13 protein-coding genes are annotated in these 21340 nt (G+C 45.3%); 8 read left to right on the top strand and 5 right to left on the bottom strand.

Annotation, left to right across the window (positions count from 1 at the left end; translation table 11 throughout):
* Positions 1-2742 (top strand): T9SS type A sorting domain-containing protein (locus ABHV44_RS15050; RefSeq protein WP_459075540.1); only part of this gene is annotated, 2742 nt, incomplete at its 5' end.
* A 323-nt stretch (positions 2743-3065) separates the two neighbouring features.
* Here the strand turns inward: ABHV44_RS15050 and ABHV44_RS15045 are convergent.
* Positions 3066-4244 (bottom strand): acetyl-CoA C-acyltransferase, encoded by a 1179-nt coding sequence (locus tag ABHV44_RS15045; protein WP_459075539.1) that lies wholly within the window; start codon positions 4242-4244, stop codon positions 3066-3068.
* 109 nt (positions 4245-4353) lie between these two features.
* Here ABHV44_RS15045 and ABHV44_RS15040 point away from each other — a divergent pair, with 109 nt between their 5' ends.
* The 4 genes from ABHV44_RS15040 to ABHV44_RS15025 all read left to right on the top strand — a co-directional run bounded on the left by ABHV44_RS15040 (position 4354) and on the right by ABHV44_RS15025 (position 6790).
* Complete coding sequence (locus tag ABHV44_RS15040) at positions 4354-4566, top strand: zinc ribbon domain-containing protein (RefSeq protein ID WP_459075538.1); 213 nt, start codon at positions 4354-4356, stop codon at positions 4564-4566.
* Between the two features lie 183 nt (positions 4567-4749).
* Positions 4750-5493 (top strand): lysophospholipid acyltransferase family protein, encoded by a 744-nt coding sequence (locus ABHV44_RS15035; protein WP_459075537.1) that lies wholly within the window; start codon positions 4750-4752, stop codon positions 5491-5493.
* 103 nt (positions 5494-5596) lie between these two features.
* Entirely contained in the window at positions 5597-5737 is a 141-nt protein-coding gene (locus tag ABHV44_RS15030) for a hypothetical protein (protein WP_459075536.1), read from the top strand.
* A gap of 222 nt (positions 5738-5959) precedes the next feature.
* Positions 5960-6790 carry a Cbp1 family collagen-binding glycoprotein adhesin gene (locus ABHV44_RS15025; RefSeq protein WP_459075535.1) on the top strand — a complete coding sequence of 277 codons (831 nt, stop codon included), beginning with the start codon at positions 5960-5962 and terminating at the stop codon, positions 6788-6790.
* A gap of 59 nt (positions 6791-6849) precedes the next feature.
* Here ABHV44_RS15025 and ABHV44_RS15020 read toward each other — a convergent pair whose 3' ends face one another.
* Complete coding sequence (locus ABHV44_RS15020; RefSeq protein ID WP_459075534.1) at positions 6850-7728, bottom strand: pseudouridine synthase; 879 nt, start codon at positions 7726-7728, stop codon at positions 6850-6852.
* A gap of 153 nt (positions 7729-7881) precedes the next feature.
* Between ABHV44_RS15020 and ABHV44_RS15015 the strand changes: the two genes are divergently transcribed.
* The gene (locus ABHV44_RS15015; RefSeq protein ID WP_459075533.1) at positions 7882-9192 is read left to right on the top strand and encodes an NAD(P)/FAD-dependent oxidoreductase; all 1311 of its coding nucleotides are present in this window, start codon (positions 7882-7884) and stop codon (positions 9190-9192) included.
* A gap of 28 nt (positions 9193-9220) precedes the next feature.
* On the opposite strand, the gene ABHV44_RS15010 is transcribed toward ABHV44_RS15015, so the two are convergent.
* The gene (locus ABHV44_RS15010) at positions 9221-10870 is read right to left on the bottom strand and encodes a S8 family peptidase (RefSeq protein WP_459075532.1); all 1650 of its coding nucleotides are present in this window, start codon (positions 10868-10870) and stop codon (positions 9221-9223) included.
* Between the two features lie 438 nt (positions 10871-11308).
* On the opposite strand from ABHV44_RS15010, the gene ABHV44_RS15005 reads away from it, so the two are divergent.
* Positions 11309-12001, top strand: a complete 693-nt coding sequence (locus ABHV44_RS15005; RefSeq protein ID WP_459075531.1) for a response regulator transcription factor — start codon at positions 11309-11311, stop codon at positions 11999-12001.
* 4 nt (positions 12002-12005) lie between these two features.
* Positions 12006-13406, top strand: a complete 1401-nt coding sequence (locus ABHV44_RS15000; RefSeq protein WP_459075530.1) for a sensor histidine kinase — start codon at positions 12006-12008, stop codon at positions 13404-13406.
* Here the strand turns inward: ABHV44_RS15000 and nhaA are convergent.
* Positions 13400-14794 carry a Na+/H+ antiporter NhaA gene (gene nhaA, locus ABHV44_RS14995; protein WP_459075529.1) on the bottom strand — a complete coding sequence of 465 codons (1395 nt, stop codon included), beginning with the start codon at positions 14792-14794 and terminating at the stop codon, positions 13400-13402. The two genes, ABHV44_RS15000 and nhaA, sit on opposite strands and share 7 nt — an antisense overlap.
* A gap of 377 nt (positions 14795-15171) precedes the next feature.
* Entirely contained in the window at positions 15172-21273 is a 6102-nt protein-coding gene (locus tag ABHV44_RS14990; RefSeq protein ID WP_459075528.1) for a fibronectin type III domain-containing protein, read from the bottom strand.
* Positions 21274-21340 lie beyond the last annotated feature (67 nt).

The raw sequence follows: 21340 nt of genomic DNA, 5'->3' as shown, positions 1-21340 counted from the left end.
GACACCATCGCTGGTGACTGCGCGCAAAACTTCACTATCGTTCGCACTTTCACTGCTACTGATGCTTGCGGTAACAGCACTGTTGATTCTCAAGAAATCTCAGTTTCTGACGAGACTGCTCCTGAGTTCACTTTCGTGCCTGAAAACGCAACTATCGAGTGCAGCGAAGAGGTTCCTGCTGTAATGGCTGAAGCTTCTGACAACTGTGGTGAGGTTACTGTTACTTTCGAAGACGTAGTAGCACAAGGTGACTGCCCACAAGCGAGCACAATCACGCGTACGTTCACTGCTGTTGACGAATGCGGAAATGCTTCAACTGCTGTTCAGGTGATCAACATTGTTGACACTACTGCTCCAGTATTTGATGCTTACGAAGCTGAGCTCGAAATGGCTTGTGACGATGTTCAGGAAACATCACTTTCAGCTACTGACAACTGCTCAGACGTAGAGATTTCTATGGAAGAGTCGTTTGATGCTGAAGCTGGATGTATCGGAGTAATCACTCGTGTGTTCACTGCAGTAGATGCTTGCGGAAACGCTGCAACTGCAGAGCAGGTGATCACACTTACTGATGATGTTGCTCCAGTTCTAAACGATGTTCCTGAGGACATGACAATCGAATGTTCAGATCTTCCAACTGAGTTTGAAGGAGAGCAAGGAGATAACATTGGTGGAGAGCTAACTGGTCTCGATCAGATCCTCTTCTACCTCGATCAAATGGAAGTTCCATTCCCTTATGCTACAGACAACTGCTCAGAAGTTGACGTGACTTTCGAACCATTCCTGGTAACTGAAGGCCTTGAGTGCCCAGTAGTTGCTACATGTGGTAAAGTATTCACTGCAACTGATGCTTGTGGAAACACAGTAGAGCAAACGTTCACAGTAACAATTGTTGATACACAAGCTCCAGAGTTCGAATACGTACCAGCCGATGCAGCTTACAGCTGTGACGAAGAGTACGTACTAGAAGATGCTGTTGCATTCGACTCTTGTTCTAATGCCAGCGTAGAAGTTTCTGAGGAAATCATCCCTGGAGACTGCGAGAACAACTACTCAATCGTGAGAACCTTCACTGCTACTGACGACTGCGGAAATAGCTCTGAGGCAACTCAAACGATTGTAATCTCTGACGAGGAAGCTCCAGTGTTTACTTCAGTTCCACAAGGCAATGAGATCTCTTGTGATGAAGAGCTCCCATCTGAAATGGCTACTGCTGAAGACAACTGTGGAATTGCTACAGTTACTTTCGAAGACGAAACCATCGAAGGTGACTGCGCTAACAGCTACGTTATTGAGCGTACTTTCACTGCGGTAGATGTTTGCGGAAACAGCGCTACAGCTTCTGTATCTTACTACGTATACGACAACACTGCACCTGTATTCGACTCACTACCTGAGGACGTAACAGTAGAGTGCGCTGGTGACGTTCCGGCATTTGCCGACCTCACAGCCACTGACAACTGCGGTGATGCTTCTGTAGAAATGGTAGCTGATACATTGGAGATGGACGAATGTGGAAACATGGTAATCAACGTGAGCTACACAGCTACTGACGCTTGCTTCAACTCAAGCTCTGCTAGCTACTCAATCACTGTTGAAGACATAACTGCTCCAGAATTCGTTTCTCAACCAGAAGACCTCGTACTTGATTGCAACGCTGAAGTTCCAGCTCCAGAAGAGCTCGAAGCTATCGACAACTGCGACAGCGATGTAACTGTTGAGTACTCAGAGGAATTCATCGGAGATGCTCCTGCTGAAGGATCAGTAAGCGACTGCATCGCTACAAACCCACAAGGCGTAAGCCCTGCATGGTCACTGTGGTTGCAAGACTTCGCTAACGGTCAGGACTACTACGTACTCGCTCCAAACACAACTGCGAGCTGGGTAACTTACCCTGACGGTTCAGCCATCCTTACTGGTGAAGTTGTTTCTACAGCTAACCCGAACAACGGATGGACTATTGAAGTAGAGTTTGAGAACGGTATGGACTGGGCTAGCTGGTCAAGCCAACCATTCCCAACTAACTTCAAGGATGATAACGGATACACTGATAACGATCCGCTTTACGAAGACTGGACTTACTACATCATGAACGGTAGCAACGCATCGCTTACCGGAACTGGTGGATATGCAGGTTCATTCATCAACCTGAGCCATGCTCCATCGAATCTTTACTACGCATTCCAGGAAGGAATCGGAGCAAACAACCGCTCTGAAGCTTACGGAATCGGTGGATGGTTCTACTACGATGGTGTTCTTGTAGAAGGTCAAATTGAACAAGAAGCAGAGGGTGCTGGTGACTTCGCATTCGAGTTGGATTGCTGCCCACAATACGAAATCGTTCGTACGTGGACTGCTATCGACTGCAGCGGAAACATCACTACTATCTCTCAGAACATCTCGTTTGATAGCGAAGCTGATGACGTGCCAGGTAAGGACACTAACGATGCTGAGTCTGCACTTCAAGGCGCATCTCAGGGTCAGTCTGGAATGGCAAATTATCCTAACCCTGCCACTGAGAAGTCTACAGTTACTTTCAACCTAAACGAAGACGACAGAGCATTGCTCGAAGTTTACGACCTGGCTGGAAACAAAGTAGCTGAGCTCTTCAAAGGACAGGTAGAAGGTGGAGAAGATTACAAAGTTGACATGGACGTTCGCGGCCTGCCAACAGGAATCTACATCTACCGACTTACAACAGGCAAAGAGGTACTTACTAATAGATTAATCATCACTAAGTAAGTTATTGTAGAATAACCTAATGCAAAACCCCGCATCGGAATTCCGATGCGGGGTTTTTTATTTTAAGTGATCTCCCTTCATTTATATTCAAACGTTGAATCAATCATGAAGTGGGCGCCCACCGCTCACAAATCGCGGTGCCGGGCTTTCCGCTATATCTTGCCTTAAGCCAGGCAAGGATGCCGCGTCAATCCCTGGCGCGGGTCGTGGCAAAGACACAACATCAAAAACCGAGAGTCAGTCACTTGCTAACGAAAATCAAAAAAGGCCGCCTGATTACTCAGGCGGCCTTTTCCAATTAGACTATTTACTACTCTATGTACTTAGTCAATATTTTCTATAACCATGGCACTCGCTCCACCGCCACCGTTGCAAATTCCGGCAGCACCGTAGCGTGCACCTTTTTGCTTCAGCACGTTTAGCAACGTAACTACGATTCTAGAACCCGAGCTTCCAAGTGGGTGACCCAGTGAAACACCTCCACCGTTCACATTCACTTTTGCAGGATCGAGCTTCAGCAATTTGTTGTTGGCAAGTCCAACTACAGCGAATGCTTCGTTCAACTCCCAGAAATCAATGTCTTCATGTTTCAAACCAGCTTTCTCAATTGCCTTTGGCAAAGCTTTAGCCGGAGAAGTGGTGAACCATTCAGGTGCCTGAGCTGCATCTGCGTAGCCAACAATTTTAGCAAGCGGCTTCAATCCGAGGGCTTCCATTTTTTCTTTGCTCATCAGCACCACTGCGCTCGCTCCATCGTTGATGGTAGATGCATTGGCTGCAGTCACTGTTCCGTCTTTTTGGAATACCGGACGCAGGTTAGGAATCTTGTCGAGCTTCACGTTTTTGTACTCCTCATCTTCTTCCATCATTATCGGATCTCCTTTGCGCTGCGGAATCTCAACTGGAACAACCTCATCCTTGAAGTTTCCATTTTTCCAGGCTTCAGCAGATCTGCGATAAGATTCAATCGCAAACTCATCCTGCTCTTCGCGAGTGATTTTATTTTCTTTTGCGCAAAGCTCAGCGCAGTTACCCATGTGTTGACTGTTGTAAACGTCTGTCAATCCATCCTTCAACATTCCGTCAGTCATTTTCACATCACCGAGCTTGGCGCCCTGTCTGGCCTGAAAGTAGTGAGGGACAGCACTCATGTTCTCCATCCCACCGGCTACAACCACATCGTTGTCACCGAGCATGATCGATTGCGCTGCCAAAGACATGGCTTTCATTCCCGAAGCGCAAACCTTGTTCACAGTAGTACAAGGAACGTTTTCACCTATGCCTGCATAAATTGCTGCCTGTCGAGCTGGCGCCTGTCCAAGGTTTGCCTGAAGCACATTTCCCATGAATACTTCGTTCACTTCTTTGGCGTCAACACCAGATTTTTGAAGCGCTCCTTTGATTGCTGTTGATCCGAGTTGCGTGGCTGGAACTCCGCTGAGACTTCCGAGGAAACTACCCATGGGAGTACGCACTGCTCCAACTATATAAACTTCTTTCATCCTTTATATTTTTTTGTTTTCTAGTGATTGAGGCGCAAAGTTAAAATTTAAATCTGTCTGGCTGAACCGTACAAACCAGCTAACTTTGCTCCTGCAAAACTGGTTGATTATGATCGTTATCGTTGGCAACAAATACCGGGAAACCGAAGTTCAAAACGGAGCTTCAGGGATGAGATACTGCCCGGGCTGCCAACTTATCTCCAACCTGACGGAAGTGCAGAGAAGAAACTGGCTGACACTTTTTTTCATTCCCGTATTTCCCGTTAGCAAACCGCAGCACTTCCTAAAGTGCTCGCGCTGTGGATTTAGCCAACCTCTGTAACACACATCACCACTACTCTATTTTTCTGGCACAGTAGTTGAGTAAGGAGTGGAAACTTCATACAGTAAGTTTTGGTTTTGGTTATTAGTAATTTGGTTAAGAAATGGCTCCCGGAAACGTCCGGGAGCTTTTTTTGTTTTCATTTGTAGCGTCAAAATTCAGACTCACTCAAATCGTCTAGAGGTGTTAAAGAGAAATGTATTTGGACAAATCATCTTTTTCAAGAAGTTGCTGATCAAAATGGTTGGCTTCTTCACCTACCCGATGTTCAACTGGAAAAACAATACGGACATCCAGGGATCTTCTGTTCTCGCCCATCTACCCAAACAAAATGTACTTCTGGTCTCGAACCATCAGACCTACTTTGCAGATGTAATTCTCATCAGCAATGTGATCTACAGCGTTTATGGCGGTCGGATCGATACAATCAAAGTTCCCAGTTTCCTCTGGAGAATGCGTCACAATGTCTACTTCGTGGCGGCCGAAGAAACTATGAATAAAGGCTTGTTGCCGCGGCTTTTTAAATACGGAGGTGCCATCACCGTGAAACGCACCTGGCGAAAAGATGGAGAAAACATTAAAAGAAAAGTAGACAAGAAAGACACTTCGAACATCGGTCGCGCGCTTGGTGAAGGCTGGGTAATCACTTTTCCTCAGGGAACAACTACTCCATTTGTTTCCGGCAGAAAAGGCACAGCGCACATTATCAAAGAGTATCGACCAACTGTAGTTCCGGTTGTTATCAATGGGTTCAGAAGAGCGTTCGACAAAAAAGGTCTGTTCATCAAAAAGAAAGGAACAACACTCAGCGCCTGGTTTAAGGAACCTCTTGATATTGATTATGATGCAACACCAGATGAAATCCTCGAGCAGGTGATGGATGGCATTGAGCAATCGGAGAATTTCAATAAGGTGAGAGATAATTGAAACCGAAATTGAAAACCTGGCGTAATACTTCCCAACACTATCTTACTCTCGGAGATTACTTACCCACGTGTTTGTTTAATCAAAATTCAAAAATTTCAGATTTATGCTGGAGTATTATAAAGAGATCTTGGGTAAAGTAAGTTTCGACCCATCACTTTTCAACAGAGAAGTCAAAAAAGCATACCTCACGCTTATGGAAGATGAGAAAAGAGCTTTGAACAACTGGCTTCAGAACAATTATTAACCTGAGTTCGTCTCAGTTTATCAACCTAACTTTAAAGATTTAAACGGCCTCGTCAATTCAGTTTGGCGAGGCCGTTTGCATTTTAGGTCTGTTAAAAAGAACTAAAGATTGGCCTCTGGCAGCGGGCTGTAGCAATACATCAGCCGAACGTAGTGTTTTATTACCAACAACCTTCCCCCGACTTAGCTCTCCTTTGTCGAATTTTTTAAAACACCTGGAGCCATGAAAAACTCAATTTTCATTTTCGCCTTAGTAGCACTTTTTGCCACAGCCTGCTCTTCTGATGACAAGAGTCGCGAAGAAACCCTCAAAGAGCAAAACAAAACTTTGATCAACGCAGCGATCGATAAAAACAAGCAGATCGAAAACTACCGCGATGTGCTAAACCGACTCGATCATCGATTGCAACAAATCCGGCTGCGAAATAAGCCGCTGGCAGTTTCAACGAACGATGCTGAGTTCTCAAAATCTTCTATCGATCAAAAGCTGATTCTTATTGAAGATTTTCTCGAGCAAAGTCGCTACGAACTTTCAGTGATGGAATCGAAGCTTCGCAAAAACGAGGCGGACTTTAAAGCCTACGACCGACAGCTCGCTACTATGCGAAATCACCTGGAGGATCAGTTTGAAGAAGTCGATCAGCTTCAATCAAAACTCACCGACAGCCAGATAGCTCTGGAAGCACAGCGTGCCCAGGCCGAAGAATTAGTGAGAACAGTGGAACAAAAAGAAGATGAACTGGACAAGGCCTGGTTTGCATTTGGAACTTTTGAAGAGCTGAAAGAAAAAGCGGTCGTGGAAAAGAGAGGCGGAATATTGGGAATTGGTGCAGTGAAAAGTCTCACACCGGAATTCAATAAAAAATACTTCACCGAAATCGACATTGAGGAAGTGAACCGCATTCCGATCATGAGCAAAAAAGTCGAAATTATCACCAACCACCCCAACGATTCGTTTCGCGTGGTTGGCGAAGAGCAAATCGAATACATCGAAATTCTCGATGCCGAAAAATTCTGGTCGGTGTCGAAATACCTGACTGTAGTGGTGAAGTAGATAAGTGCTGCAGTGCCTACCTAATAATTAAGCCTGCTCTGTCGAAGGATGGGGCAGGTTTATTTTTGCTTTTTATTGTGCTCCTTAATCATGTTAAGAAACTCACGAGGGACACTGGTTTTTACTGTGATTGGCTCTGCTTTATCGATTTTTAAGTCAATTGAAAACAAGTGAAGCCCAACTCTTCCGAAGCCTTTTATTGTAGAGCCGTAGCGATCGTCACCAACCACGGGATGCCCCATCAAGCTGAGTTGCGCGCGCAATTGGTTTTTGATATCCGTTTCAGGATCGATCTTCAAGAGGGTGTAGCCTGAGCCCTGCTTCATTTTGCGCCAGTTCATTTCTGCTTCGCGCGATTTTGCCTTATCGCCAGAGGGTTTGAGCAGACCAATCTTGTTGCGGACAAAGTGAGATATCAGGTGTCCATCCTCTTTTTCAACGTCTCCCTCAACCAGTGCGTAATAGCGACAGTTGGATTGCGACCAAAGTGCTTCAATGTCTTTTCGAGCTCTCAGTCCTTTTGCAAAAATCAGCACGCCAGATTCCCGCTTATCGATCTTATTAATCAGAAAAAGGTCTTCGGCATCTGGATGCTCTGATTTGTAACCGCGGATCATCTCTCCCAGTGCTGATTTCATTTTCTTATTCTTAGAAATCGAAGCCACTCCTGCGGGCTTTTCCACAGCAACAAACTTGTCGTGATCCAGCAAAATGCTGTACGGAATTGTAGCTTTTTTCACTTCCGGACGATGCATGCGATCTTCAATAGAAATATTTTGCCCACTCTTCACTTCAGCCGAAGGAATCGAAACCGAGTTTCCATCCACGTGCACGCTTCCAGCCTTAATAAGTTTTCGCCCTTTGGTTTTGGAAGTGTAGCCTACTTCTTCCATGATCACCTCGAGCAGTGTACTGTCTTTTTCTACCTTAAATTTCATCGCGTCCTTATAATTGAATGCAAAGATAGGTTTTGCGCAAAGCTTTGTGATCAGAATTGAAATTATTCACGGCAGTTTATCGGTCGACTAAAAATACCTTTAATCATTTTAGGATTAGATTTGTTGAAGAGTAGAATCAAAACGCAAGTCAGAGTGAATATTCCCGATTTAGAGATTCCCAGAGTAGTAATTGTTGGCGGAGGGTTTGCCGGTCTCAACCTTGCCAAGCAGTTTAAAGGAAAAGACGTTCAGGTAGTGATGTTCGACAAAAACAACTACCACACTTTTCAACCTTTGCTCTACCAGGTGGCAACTGCAGGGCTGGAACCCGACTCAATTGCCTATCCTCACCGCAACATTTTCAAAAATCACCGCAACTTCACCTTTCGCATGGCTGAAGTGCTGGGTGTGAAACCAAAAGAAAATCAGGTGGTGACTAACATCGGAGTACTCGATTACGACTATCTGGTTCTGTGCACAGGTTCTATCACTAACTTCTTTGGTCAAAAGCAAATCGAGGAGGAAAGCATGCCGATGAAAAGCGTGCCCGAAGCGCTCAACATTCGTAGCTTGATTCTACAAAATTTTGAGGCTGCTCTGTTGACTGAAGACTTGAAGGAGCGCGAATCGCTGATGAACATCGTGATCGTTGGCGGAGGTCCGACAGGCGTGGAGCTAGCCGGAGCACTGGCCGAGCTCAAAAAGCACGTTCTTCCAAAAGATTATCCAGACCTCGATTTGCGTCAAATGAAAATCAACCTCGTGGAGGGAGCTGGTCAATTACTTCCTCCAATGAGTGAGGAAGCTTCTGCAAAAGCAAAAAAATACCTCAAAGACCTCGGTGTGAATATTTGGCTCAACACCATGATCACCGACTACGATGGAAAACGGGCAACCGCAAACCAGGGAAAGCCCTTTTTATCGCAAACCCTGATTTGGGCTGCTGGAGTGAAAGGCAGCACCGTTCAGGGTATTCCTGCTGACTCCATTGTCAAAGGAAACCGCGTAGAGGTGGATCGGTACAGCAGGGTAAAAGGTTCAGAAAATATTTACTGCATTGGTGACCTCGCCTTTATGAAAACTGAAAAATTTCCAGAAGGACATCCACAACTCGCACAAGTGGCGATTCAGCAGGGAAAAAGACTTGGAAAAAATATTTTGCTTTCTCTAAAGGGAAAAGAACCCATTGAATTTGAATATTCCGACCCGGGATCCATGGCTACAATTGGTCGTAACAAAGCTGTCGTGGATCTTCCAAATTGGAAATTCCAGGGAGCTTTTGCCTGGTTCGTTTGGATGTTTATCCACCTGATTGCTTTGGTAGGATTCAGAAACAAAATGCTTGTCCTCTTCAACTGGATGTACAACTACTTCCGATTTGCAAGGGACATCAGACTTATTATCAGACCTTACAAAAGAAATGACAAAAAAGAAGAGCCACTCCTGAAACAAGAGCAGCTCTAAATGCTTTCAACCGAATTAGATTCAGTTTCTATTTCTTTTGGGCAACTTTCTGAGCCTTCTTCATGGCGTGGTAAGCATTAACTACACCTCCGGTTTTGCTCAGCTTCTTAAATTTAATTGTCTCGACTTTCGGTTTCTCACCATCCTCAGAGCTGGCCATCTGCTGTTGACTTCCAGGTTTAGTAACCTTCAACCTTCTGTAATCAACACAAGAGTCGATGATTACTTCCCTGAGTTCGTCAGACGTGAGTTCGGGAAAATAAGACCAAACAAGTGCAGCTACTCCAGCTACGACAGGAGCGGCCATGCTTGTACCGCTGTTGTTTTTGTATTCACTTCCAGGCACCGTGCTGTAAATGTCCATCCCCGGAGCAAAAAGATCTACAGACTTCCTTCCGTAGTTGGAAAAACTGGCAACCAGACTTTCGTTGTCCTGAAAAGTAGAGGCTCCCACTTCGATCCAGTTATCGGCCATATCCTTTGAATCGCGAAATTCAGGGTTAGGAAAATTATCTGAATTATCGTTGTCCTTGCTGGAGTTTCCGGCAGCGTGGATGAGCAAAACACCTTTTTCTTCGGCATACTGCACGGCTTCATCCACAACTTCCTTGTAAGGAGAGTAACTCTTTCCGAAACTCATATTGATGATGTTGGCTCCGTTGTCAACTGCATAGTAGATTGAGTTTGCGATGTCCTTATCGCGCTCATCTCCCATCGGCACAGCTCTCAAAACCATGATTTCTACGTTATTGGCAATGCCGTCCATTCCCACGCCATTGTTGCGTTCAGCTGCAATAATTCCTGCTACGTGCGTTCCGTGTTCTGCAGCAGGGCCAGTAATGTGATTATTTCCGTAGTACTTTTCACTTTTATCTTCGTAGTTATCACCAACTATATCGCGAGGATCAAACTCCAGATCGTAGCTATAATCGAGCGTTTGCTGATAGTGTTCGTAGCCTGCAGTCAGCTGCTCTTCGAGGCCATTTTCTTTGATGTGTAGAATGAACTGCTTGAGGTCTTTCATTCTTGGATCTTCCGGTTCGTACTCTGCCAGTTCATCGGTGGTGTAATCTTCCCCAAGCTCCTGAGCAAAAGTTTTGTCTGCCATTTCGAAGACTGAAACTACCTGAGCCATCTCTTGAAGATTTGCTTCGGCTTCTTCTACTCGTTTTCTGTATTGCTTTTTCATGCTGAGGAATTTTTCATATTCCTCTTTGTTCTCCTTAGAGATTTCCTCTCTTGCCTTCCCTTCGTACTTGTCCATCAGGCCTTTGTAAACCCTGGTAAACTCGAGATTATCGTAATGCACATCCCCCGTGGGTCCGCCAATAAAACTCCATCCATGGATATCGTCTACGTAGCCATTTCCGTCATCATCAATTCCGTTCCCAGTTATCTCATCCTCGTTGGTCCAGATCACCTCGCGAAGATCTTCATGAGCGATGTCCACTCCACTGTCGATAACTGCAACAACTATTTTTTTCTTCGGCTGACGATCTCTCACGAGTTCGTAGGCACGCATCGTAGAAACACCGGGAATTTTGTCGTTGTCAATATCCCTGTGGAACCAGTCATCCGGAGCTGATTCGAAATTGATTACGGTTTGGGCAGTTCCTGAAAAAGGCAAAGCCAAAACTGCGGCAATGCACAGTGCTTTCGCAAAAGTCAATATTCTCATATTTTAAATTATTTCACTGCAATGATCGTTATTTTCGTTGAGCTGTGGCAATTGTTTACACCAGCGGCAATTTTTGATTAAGGACGCATTTCGATTTATCAGAACGCAGGATTTTCAAATTATTGAGTAAAAAAAATCCCCATCGGATTCCGACAGGGATTTCACTAACAACTAAACTTAACCTAACTTTTAAAGCTACTCCGCTTAATTTCATTAATCGCAGTAGAGGCAGGTTTCATCTATCAAAAGTAAAGCTTAGTAGAGAGTAAATTATCACGAGAATCTCACAACGCCAATCCATTGACTTATCGGCAAGTAGCCATAATTCAATTTAAAATCGTCACATCCTTGTGATAAATATTCACTTTCTGACTGTGATCTTTGTAGATAAATCTTGGAATTCTAATTGTAAACTTTTGAAATTCTTAAACTCGTAGTATGAAAAAGGTGGTGATCATAGAGGATGAAAAGGACATTTCTGAATTGGTGCAGTTGCACCTCGAAGATTTAGATTGTTCTGTGAAAGCTTTCCGCAGCGGACAAGAGGGCTATGAATATGCGCTCAACAATCCGTTTGATCTCATGATTCTGGATATCAACCTCCCGGAAAAAAACGGAATTGATATCTGCAAAGGTTTGCGCAAAGAAGACGTTCAGAGTCCTATTCTCATGTTGACAGCTCGCAGCGAGGAAATCGACAAAGTGTTGGGTCTTGAAACAGGAGCCGATGATTACATGACCAAGCCTTTTAGTATTCGCGAACTCGTGGCGCGAGTTAAGGCGATTTTGCGTAGGGTAGAAATTGACAAAACACCAGAAGAAAAGGCGGAGATCATAAAGTTCAAAGACCTGGAGATCGACAAGGCAAAGAGAAAAGTGATTCTTAGAAATGAACGACTCGAACTCACCCCCAAAGAGTTTGACCTGCTCTATCTGCTAGCATCCAACCCCGGAGTGACTTACGACAGAAAGGACTTGCTAAACCTGGTCTGGAGCTACGATTTTGAAGGTTACGAGCACACCGTGAACTCACACATCAACCGACTTCGCTCCAAGGTTGAAAAAGATCCAAACAAACCAGAATATGTGCTTACCACATGGGGCGTAGGTTATAGATTTGCAGATATTTAGACCCATGTCCAGAATTAGGTGGAAATTGACAGATTCTTATCGCAGGGTGATGGCCTTCACGCTCATCGCAGTCATTGTGATCGCCACTTTCATTACTGTCAATAATTACTACACGCAGATCTCCATTTTCGAAGAAAAAGAGCTCACCAAGCTCAAGGGCATTGCATCAACGCTGGCCATGCAAATTGATGCTAAGGATCACCTCACACTTCTCAATAGATATGAGAAAAAAGATGATTTGGAGTCCACCACATCGGACAGCCTCTACTTCGCCATGCACAAGAAGCTCAAAAAGGCTCAAGAGGTTAACGAGTTGGAATCGCCAATTTACACCATGATCTACGATAGCTCGAGACACAAATTTTGCCTGGCCGTTACTTCTGCGGAATACCCCTACTGGAAACACGAGTACAGAAATTTCCCTGACCGACTTCTCGAACAGTACGAAACTGGTGGGGTGCTCCCGCCCTATGAAGATGAAAATGGCGTTTGGCTCTCGGCATTTGTTCCACTAAAAACTGAGGACGGAAAAATCACCGGAGCTCTGCAAGTTGACGAGCGATTCGACAACTACATCGCCCGATCGAGAGATCAAATCTGGTGGAATATCGGGATCTCGCTCATTGTGATTATTCTCATTTCTATCGTAATGATCGTAAATGTGAGGAGCTTGTTCGTCAAACAACGAAAGATTTCTGAACAGAGAGATGAAGTAGAAGCATTGAGGCGCGAGCTGATCGCAAATGTCTCTCACGACCTTAGAACGCCCCTGGCTTCTATTCACGGCTACATCGAAACGTTGCTTCTCAAGAAAGACGACCTTGACAGCGAGCGATTCACAAAATATTTGCGCACTTCGTTGAACAACACAGAGAAGCTCAAGAATCTGGTAGAGGAGCTTTTTGAACTTTCAAAACTGGAAGCTCAGGAAAGAAAACTTGAAGCCGAGCCTCTGAATGTTGGTGAGCTGATTCATGACATTCTGAATAATTTCAAAATCACAGCTGGCGAAAAGAAACTTAGACTTGAGGCAAAAATCCCAGTAGACCTACCACAGGTGAAAGCCGACATTGCTTTGATCGATCGAGTTTTTCAAAACCTGATTAGCAACTCAATCAAATTTTGTGAAGAAGGCGACCAGATTGAAGTCAGTGCCAAACATCAAGGCGAACTTGTTTGGATCACAGTGAGCGACACCGGAAAAGGGATTGCCAAAGAAGACCTGCCACATATTTTTAACCGATTTCATCAGGGAACTGAGAAAAAACAGGGAGCCGGCCTTGGACTGGCCATTGTCAAAAACATTCTGGAGCTCCACGAGTCCGAATTTCATGTGAAGAGTGAGCTCAACAAGGGCACGAGCTTCTCATTTTCTCTGCCCGTCTTGCAAAACAGTGATCAGTGAGCGCCAGAGCTTTTTAACTCCTCATCGGACATGTCGTCCACATCTCTTTCTTCCTCTTCCTCACCTTCTTCCTTAGCCATGGTTTTGTCAGAGAACAAAATTCCCAGGCCGATGATACTGGCCACGATAGCAGAAAGCAAGATCCCGATTTTGGCGGCATCAATTTTAACTGGATTACCTACAAACGCAAGGTTGGCGATGAACAGCGACATCGTGAAACCGATACCGGCAAGAAATCCTAATCCGTAGATATGGCGCCATTTCACTCCAGGGGCAAGCTGACCAACACCCAGCCAACTGAGAATCTTCGTGAAAAACACGATCCCGACTGGTTTACCGATCAGCAGACCGAAGAATACACCCAGACAAATTGGATTCAGAATGAGCTCGCCCACATTACCGGAAATTTCGATTCCGGCATTACTAAAGGCGAAGATGGGCAGAATTAAAAAGTAGACCAGATCGTGCATGGTATACTCCAGCATCTGAAGTGGAGTCTGTGCCTGGTCGCTCACCCTCTTCACCTGTTCGATAAGGCTCACCTGATTTGGCGAGTGCATTGGGCCTTTCACAGCCTTACTTTGCTCGAGTTTAAAGCGCAGATAGTTGAGCTTTTCGAGATATTCTTCCCGGTTGAGCATCGGACGAGCGGGAATGGTAAACGCAGCCAAAACACCCGCGATGGTGGCGTGAACTCCAGAAAAGAGAAAGGCCACCCACACTCCTACTCCACCGAGCAATCCGTAAAACCAGGCACTTCTAATTCTCAGTGCGTTACCGATAAGCATCAGTGTTAGAAAACCGAGTCCTAAAGTCAGGTTTAGCAGGGAAAAGTCCGAGGTATAGAAAATCGAAATTACGAGTACTGCACCAAGGTCATCCACGATGGCCAGAGCAGTTAGAAACACTTTTGCGGCTAGAGGAACTCTCGACCTAACAACCGCTAGAAGCCCTAAAGAAAATGCGATATCTGTAGCCATAGGGATTCCCCAACCATCGGCATTTGGCGGCTCACTATTAAAAACGAAGTAAAGTCCGGCCGGAATGATCATCCCGCCAAGTGCTGCTCCCATGGGAAGCACAGCCTGGCGAAAAGTAGACAGCTTTCCGACCATCACCTCGCGCTTTATCTCAAGCCCGATGAGGAAAAAGAACACCGACATCAAGCCATCGTTGATCCACTCATGCAGAGTTTTGTTGATACCGTGCCCCTCAGGACCCAACACTACGTGTGTTTCCCAAAGCTCAAAGTAGTAGTGGCTCCAGGGAGAGTTGGCAACAATAAGTGCCAGCACCGCACAGGAAAAAAGGATGACACCAATAGAATAACTGCTTTTCATCAAAAGCCTTATCGGCTTTATCAACCGGTCAATCGGTCGTCTACTCATCTAAAGAATTTTTTAGTTCAGAAAATGTGGGCTGCATCAGCTGCAATTCTAACATTTTTCTACCCTCTTCGTCCAACACGTAACCCATCCAAATGTTAGTCAGCAAAAATATAAAAGTGCAAAGAAGATACTCCCACCAGGTGGGATTGGCTCAATATCAACCAGCTACTTTAAATCTGCAGAATAAAAGGCAAATTAAGGATTTCTTGATTATTCAATATTAACAGATTCATAACCTTTCCACAGCTGCTTATGAGTGATCAGAAGAACTTGAGTACAACCTTAATTCAGTAGACTTTTCAATTTTACAAAAACAAAAAAAAGGCCACGCAGCTTTTGCTACGTGGCCCTGGATAAGTATGCAAATTGCCTTAAACCTAATCTTTAACTATTCGCATACGGTTAATCATCGAATCAGCTTTTACTTCAAGGAAATAGACACCTGATTCAAGCTTTGATAGATCGATTACTCGAGAGTCACCAGCTGTTTCATAAACTACCTGACCGGCAACGTTCATCACTCTGATGTTGTCGAGTTTTTGCTCTGAGTCAATAGTGATTGAGTTGCTAAATGGATTCGGGAATACCGACACTCCAGAGAGCTCGTATTCTCCAACTCCTACGAGCGTCATAAACGTTTGTGGACCTACCCACTCACTATAATTTCCGTCACCACAATCTGCTCTCACATAGAACTCATAATCTGTTTCAGCATCGAGATCCATTGCAGTGTATGGGTTGTCCTGAGTTGCTGTGCCAGCTCCAGTTGGTTCACCCGATCCGGCAGGTTGAACAACAACTTCCCAGTCGGTTTGTCCTTCACCAGCGGTCCAGCTCAACACCGCTGAAGTTGCTGTGATGTCAGTAGCTGAAAGATCTGTTGGATCTTCGCAAATCAGCACTCCGGTGATAAAGAGTTCTGGACCTGACCAGTCACTAAAGTTGTCATCACCACAATCTGCCCTCACATAAAACTCGTACTCCGTTTCAGGATCAAGATCCATTACAGTGTAAGGGTTGTCTTGAGTGGCAATACCAGCGCCTGTAGGTTCACCAGAACCTGATGGCTGAACTACAATTTCCCAGTCAGTTTGACCGTCTGCAGCAGTCCAACTCAATTGGGCCGAAGTTGGGTTGATGTCAGAAACGGTAAGTTCTGTTGGATCTTCACAAGGTGGAGTCAATGTTGAGAATGTTTGTGGCTCTGACCATTCGCTGAAGGTCTCCTCACCACAATTCACTCTTACGTAGAATTCGTAATCTGTTGAAGGATCCAAATCCATCACCGTATAAGGATTATCAGTTGTTGCTGTACCGGCCCCAGTTGGAACACCAGTTCCTGCTGCTTGCACAACTATTTCCCAATCAGTTTGACCGATACCCGCGGTCCAGCTAAGCTCAGCTGAAGTTTCAGTGATTTCTGCCACCATCAATTCTATAGGAGCTTCACAAGAAACGTAAGATGAGCAATAGATGTCGTAGTCCAGCGACTCTTCATTACCAGATCCACAAGAGAAAGAACCGTCTGAGTTTATCGTCATATAGATGTTTCCAGAAGTTGCTTCGAAAGTCAACCCTGACAGTTCACCACCGTCCACATCACTGTTGAAGAGTACGGCACCTGACTCATCAACGCCATCGTAAATAATGAGATCATCGTAGGTGTTACCAGCGAAATCGTTGAATTCCATTGTACCGGCATTGAAGCTAATTGTCAGCGATTCACCTGTTGATGACGAGTAACTGAAACTTGACGTCTCGTTATTTTCATAACAGTGCGTAAAGTTCTGAACACCATCCGCACAAACGATTTCGATTGGCGTTGTGAAGTTCAGTGGTCCTGACCAACTGGTTAGTTCACCTTCCCCACAATCCATTCTCACGTACACTTCGTAGTCAGTGTCTGGATCTAGGTCTGTGGCTGTGTAAGGGTTGTCCATTGTGGCTGTTCCCGCTTCTGTTGGCTCACCGGTGCCAGCTGGCTGTACAACAATTTCCCAGTCAGTTGAACCACCAAATGACGTCCACGCTATCTCAGCAGTTGTAGCTGAAAGAGAAACTAACTGTAGATCTGAAGGAGCGATACACACGTCTGCAGACGTACAGAAAACATCATAGTCTAACGCTTCTTCACTTCCAGAACCGCAAGAGTTTGAAACATCGCCCTGAACTGTCATGTAAATGCTGCCCGATTCGGCTACGAACAGCAATCCTGCCATTTCGAATCCATCTTCATCGCTATTGAAAAGGACTTCACCACTATCATCCATTCCGTCATAAATGATAAGGTCGTCATACGTGCCGTTAAACGAATCTTCCAGGGTTCCGGCATTGAACATGATTGCAAGTGAACTGCCGTCAAGTGAGCTATAGAGGAATGAAGTAAACTGATTATTCTCATAGCAGAAGGTAAAGTTGTTCATTCCTGAATTACAATCAATTCCGATTGGCGTGCTGAATGAAACTGGGCCCACCCACTCGCTGTACTCATCACCACAATCGCTTCTAACATAAACGTCATAGTCGGTGCCCGGATCCAAGTCCATTGCCTCGTATTGCGTCTCGGAAACTGCCGTTCCATTTTCAGGGATTTCATCGCCTGATGGAACAATGGCTACTTCCCAATCAGTCTGTCCGTCAAGGGCAGACCAAGAAACATTTGCAGAAGTTGGATCGATGTCTGTCACAGCCAGGTCGGCAGGTGCGATACAAGTTGGGGCAAAACGCATACTCACGGCAAAAATATTTGCCACTCCGCTTCCAGAATCCTTTGTGATATCAATGCTCTCAATGATTTTTGCCTGATTCTCAGGATCGAGATCTATTGTAAGCTGATAAATCCGAGGGTTGTTAAACGGATCTTGAGTCCCATAATCTGCCAGGCTAATCCGACCAATTTCAGAAATGATCACCGGCAGTGCATTAGACCCATACCAGTCGGGGATCAAAGAAGATGCGATGGCTTGAGAGGTTCCATCATCAAAATTGATTGATCCTGTAATGAAAGATTCACCACTACCCGATACAGCTGCGAGATAAATAGTCTGTGCCGGAGTTGCATCGGCAATTTCAAGTGTTCCACCATTGCCAATTGTGTCGATTCTCAAAGAGTTATCCCCTTCGTAAGGATCGGCAAATGGCGACATTTGATAGGTCAATCCGGGAACATTCGGGCTAGTCAGCACACCACTCACAGGAAGTCCAAATCCGAGCAGTGCATCTCCTTCTTCCTCTTGATAATCTTCAGAGAGGTATGCGTAGCTCGCTCCATCAAGGTCATTTGTTGTAGTCATGTCAGGAGTTCCAACTCCATTGGCAATGACATCAGCAGAAAAACCAGATGTTACTTCCAAAGTGGTATATCCACCGAAAGTGTAAGGTCCTGCCCAGTCGCTCCAGCCGAATACTTCTCCGCAATATCCGCGAACATAGAATTCATAGATTGATCCACTAGACAATCCATCTGCATCGAAAGATTCTGTAGCGGCAGGCTCTCCTGCTTCAGTCGGCTCGCCAGTACCTTCGAGCTGCACAACTACTTCCCATTCGGTTTGGCCTTCTGCACCTGTCCATGAGAGGTCGGCACTGGTCGACTGAATGTTTGTTGCTGAAAGACCTGTAGGTAATTCACATGCAACTGGAGTAGTAAACTCTACTGGCCCAACCCAATCGCTGAATACAGCTCCGCAAGAAGTACGGATGTAAACATCATATGTAGTGTTGTCCATAAGGTCAGCTGCTGGATAAGTTGTTTCTGTTACAGCTGTTCCTGAAGCGGGAATTTCTGCTCCAGACTCAACAATTGCAATTTCCCAGGCGTCCTGTCCTTCGGGAGCTGTCCAGTCGATCGTAGCTGAAAAAGGCGCTACATCAGAAACTACTGGTTCGCCAGGAATGATGCATGTTGGCGTAAAGCAAAGACTAGCCGCGAAGATGTTCATCACTCCGCTTCCAGACTCTTTTACGATCTCCATACTCTCAATTATCTTCGTCTGATTCTCCGGGTTTATCGGAATCTCCAGTTGATAAACTCTTGGGTTGTTGGGGTCACTTTCAACATTATTATTGTTGAGATTCACCCTTCCCATTCCCTGAATGATGATCGGCTGAGAATTTTGGAAATACCAATCCGGAACCAAGGTAGAAGGAATCGGCTGTGAAGAACCATCTGCAAAGTTGATCGTCCCGTTTAGGTTGGCCGAACCGCTACCTGAAACTCCAGCTAAGAATACAGCTTGAGCGGGTTGATTGTTGTTGAACTCCAAAAGTCCACTGTTTCCGGTTGTCTCAATTCTCAAAGAATTGTTTCCTTCATAAGGAGTAGCTTCCGGAGACATGTGGAAAATCAGACCTGGCGTGTTCGGACTATTCAGAACACCGTTGGCTGGCAATCCAAAGCCTTGCAATGGGTCACCAGCTTGTTCCTGATAATCTTCTGACATGTATACATAGTTGACACCGTCAAGATCGTTTGTTGTAGTAGTATTTGGGTCACCAACTCCATTGGCGATAACATCGTCTGAAAGACCTGCTGTAATTTCCATAGCTGCGTAGCCACCAAAAACAAATGGTCCGGCCCAGTCACTCATCCCGAGGTCTACTCCACAGTTTCCGCGAACGTAAAACTCATATGTAACGCCCGGATCTATTCCAGTAACAAAAGATTCTGCCGGAAGAGTTACGTCTGCCTCGGTAGGTACGCCTGATCCTTGCGTTTGAACAGCTACTTCCCATTCGGTTTGGTCGGGTGTACCTTCCCAATGCAATTGAGCACTTGTAGGAGTTACATCCGACACGCTCAAATTAGTTGGGGCTGGGCATGCAATGGTCGTTGTAAACTCGACTGGCCCTTCCCAAATACTCGTTCCATCGGCACCACAATTCGCTCTAACGTAAACTTCATACTCCGTTTCAGGATCTAGATCCGATGGTGTGAAAGGATTGTTCATAGTTGGCGTCCCAGCTTCAGTTGGCTCACCTGTTCCGGCAGGCTGAACTGCAACTTCCCAGTCTGTTTGTCCTTCTACTGCCGTCCACCCAATTTGAGCAGAAAGTGCAGCAACATCAGAAACAATTACATCATCCACACGAACGCATGCTGCTGTCGACTCTGAACAATAAACTGTGTACTCCAAAGCATTTTGAGCTCCGCTTGAGCAAGAGGTAAAGCCATTTGAAGTAATTGTCATGTAAAGGCTACCTGAAGTTAGTTCAAATTCAAGACCTTCAACATTGTTACCGTTATTATCACTATTGAAAAGAACCATTCCGCTCTCATCAATTCCATCATAAATAATGAAGTCGTCAGCAGTTCCTCCGCCAAAGAAATTATTCTGAAAAGATCCTGAGTTAAATTCAACGGTCAATGGAGCTGAATTTTCGGACATGTAGCTAAACGAAACATTCTCGTTGTTGCCATAGCAGTAGTTGAAATCATATTCACCTTGATCGCATTCGATCTCTACAGGTGTTGTGAAATTAACCGGGCCAATCCATTGGCTGTAGCCATCTGTGTTGCAGTTTCCGCGAATGTACACTTCATAATTAGTGTCCGGACTCAGTCCACCTACTTCAACTGGATTATCAGCAGTACCATTTCCAGGCATGGTAGGAACTCCGTTACCTGCAGGCTGCACCATATATTCCCAGCTCACATGGGCACCATCTGGTGTCCAGCTCAAATCAACAGAGCTAGTGGTAATATTGTCAACAGTCAAATCTGAGGGAGGAAAGCAAGAAGGAGTCTCCTTGTAGCTCATTGCAAAAACATTTACAACGCCACCTCCGGCAGCTCCTTTCACAAAGTCTACGCTGGTAATAGTTTTATCGTAATTTTCTTCATTTATGTCCACAGTCAATTCATAAACTCGAGGATTTCCTGCGGGATTATCAACATCCTCGCTAGCAAGATTTACACGGCCGATCCCACCAATCGCTGTAGGCAGAGAAGTACCATTGTACCAGTCCGGCACATTGGTAAGTGCAATTGACTGAGTGCTTCCGTCCAGAAAGTGGATCGTTCCGGTAATACTACCAGGCCCGCCACCAGACATCACTAAAAAGTGAACACTCACCGCTGGGTTAAGGTCAGCAAACTCCAATGTTCCAGTAGAACCGCTGGCTTCAAGCCTCATAGAGTTGTTGCCCGTGTAGGGGGTCGCGAATGGAGACATTTGAAAATCCATTCCATCTTCTGTAGGGCTCACGATAATTCCATCTGATGGAAGTCCAAATCCGAGAGGCGCATCACCGGCATCAAGCTGGTAGTCCTCCGAAATGTAGACGTAATCACCACCGTCTATGTCATTGTTTGTTGAAGATGAAGGTGCTCCAACTCCATTGGCAATCACATCAGCTGTGAGTCCAGAAGTGAACTCGACCTGATTGTAGGTTTGTCCCTGAAGTAAGAATGCACTCAGTAGAATGCACGAAGCCAAAAAGCCTCTAAGCAATTGGGACCTCTTGTAGTATAAATTCATGAGCATTTAGATTTGATTAAAGATTAATAGATTCTATTCCAAAAGACTACACCGGCTCATCGGGTAG

Origin of the sequence: Halocola ammonii (assembly GCF_049334165.1) — a bacterium.
Lineage (GTDB): Bacteria > Bacteroidota > Bacteroidia > Flavobacteriales_D > Sanyastnellaceae > JBEGHD01.
This window is presented reverse-complemented; position numbering and strand designations above follow the sequence as displayed.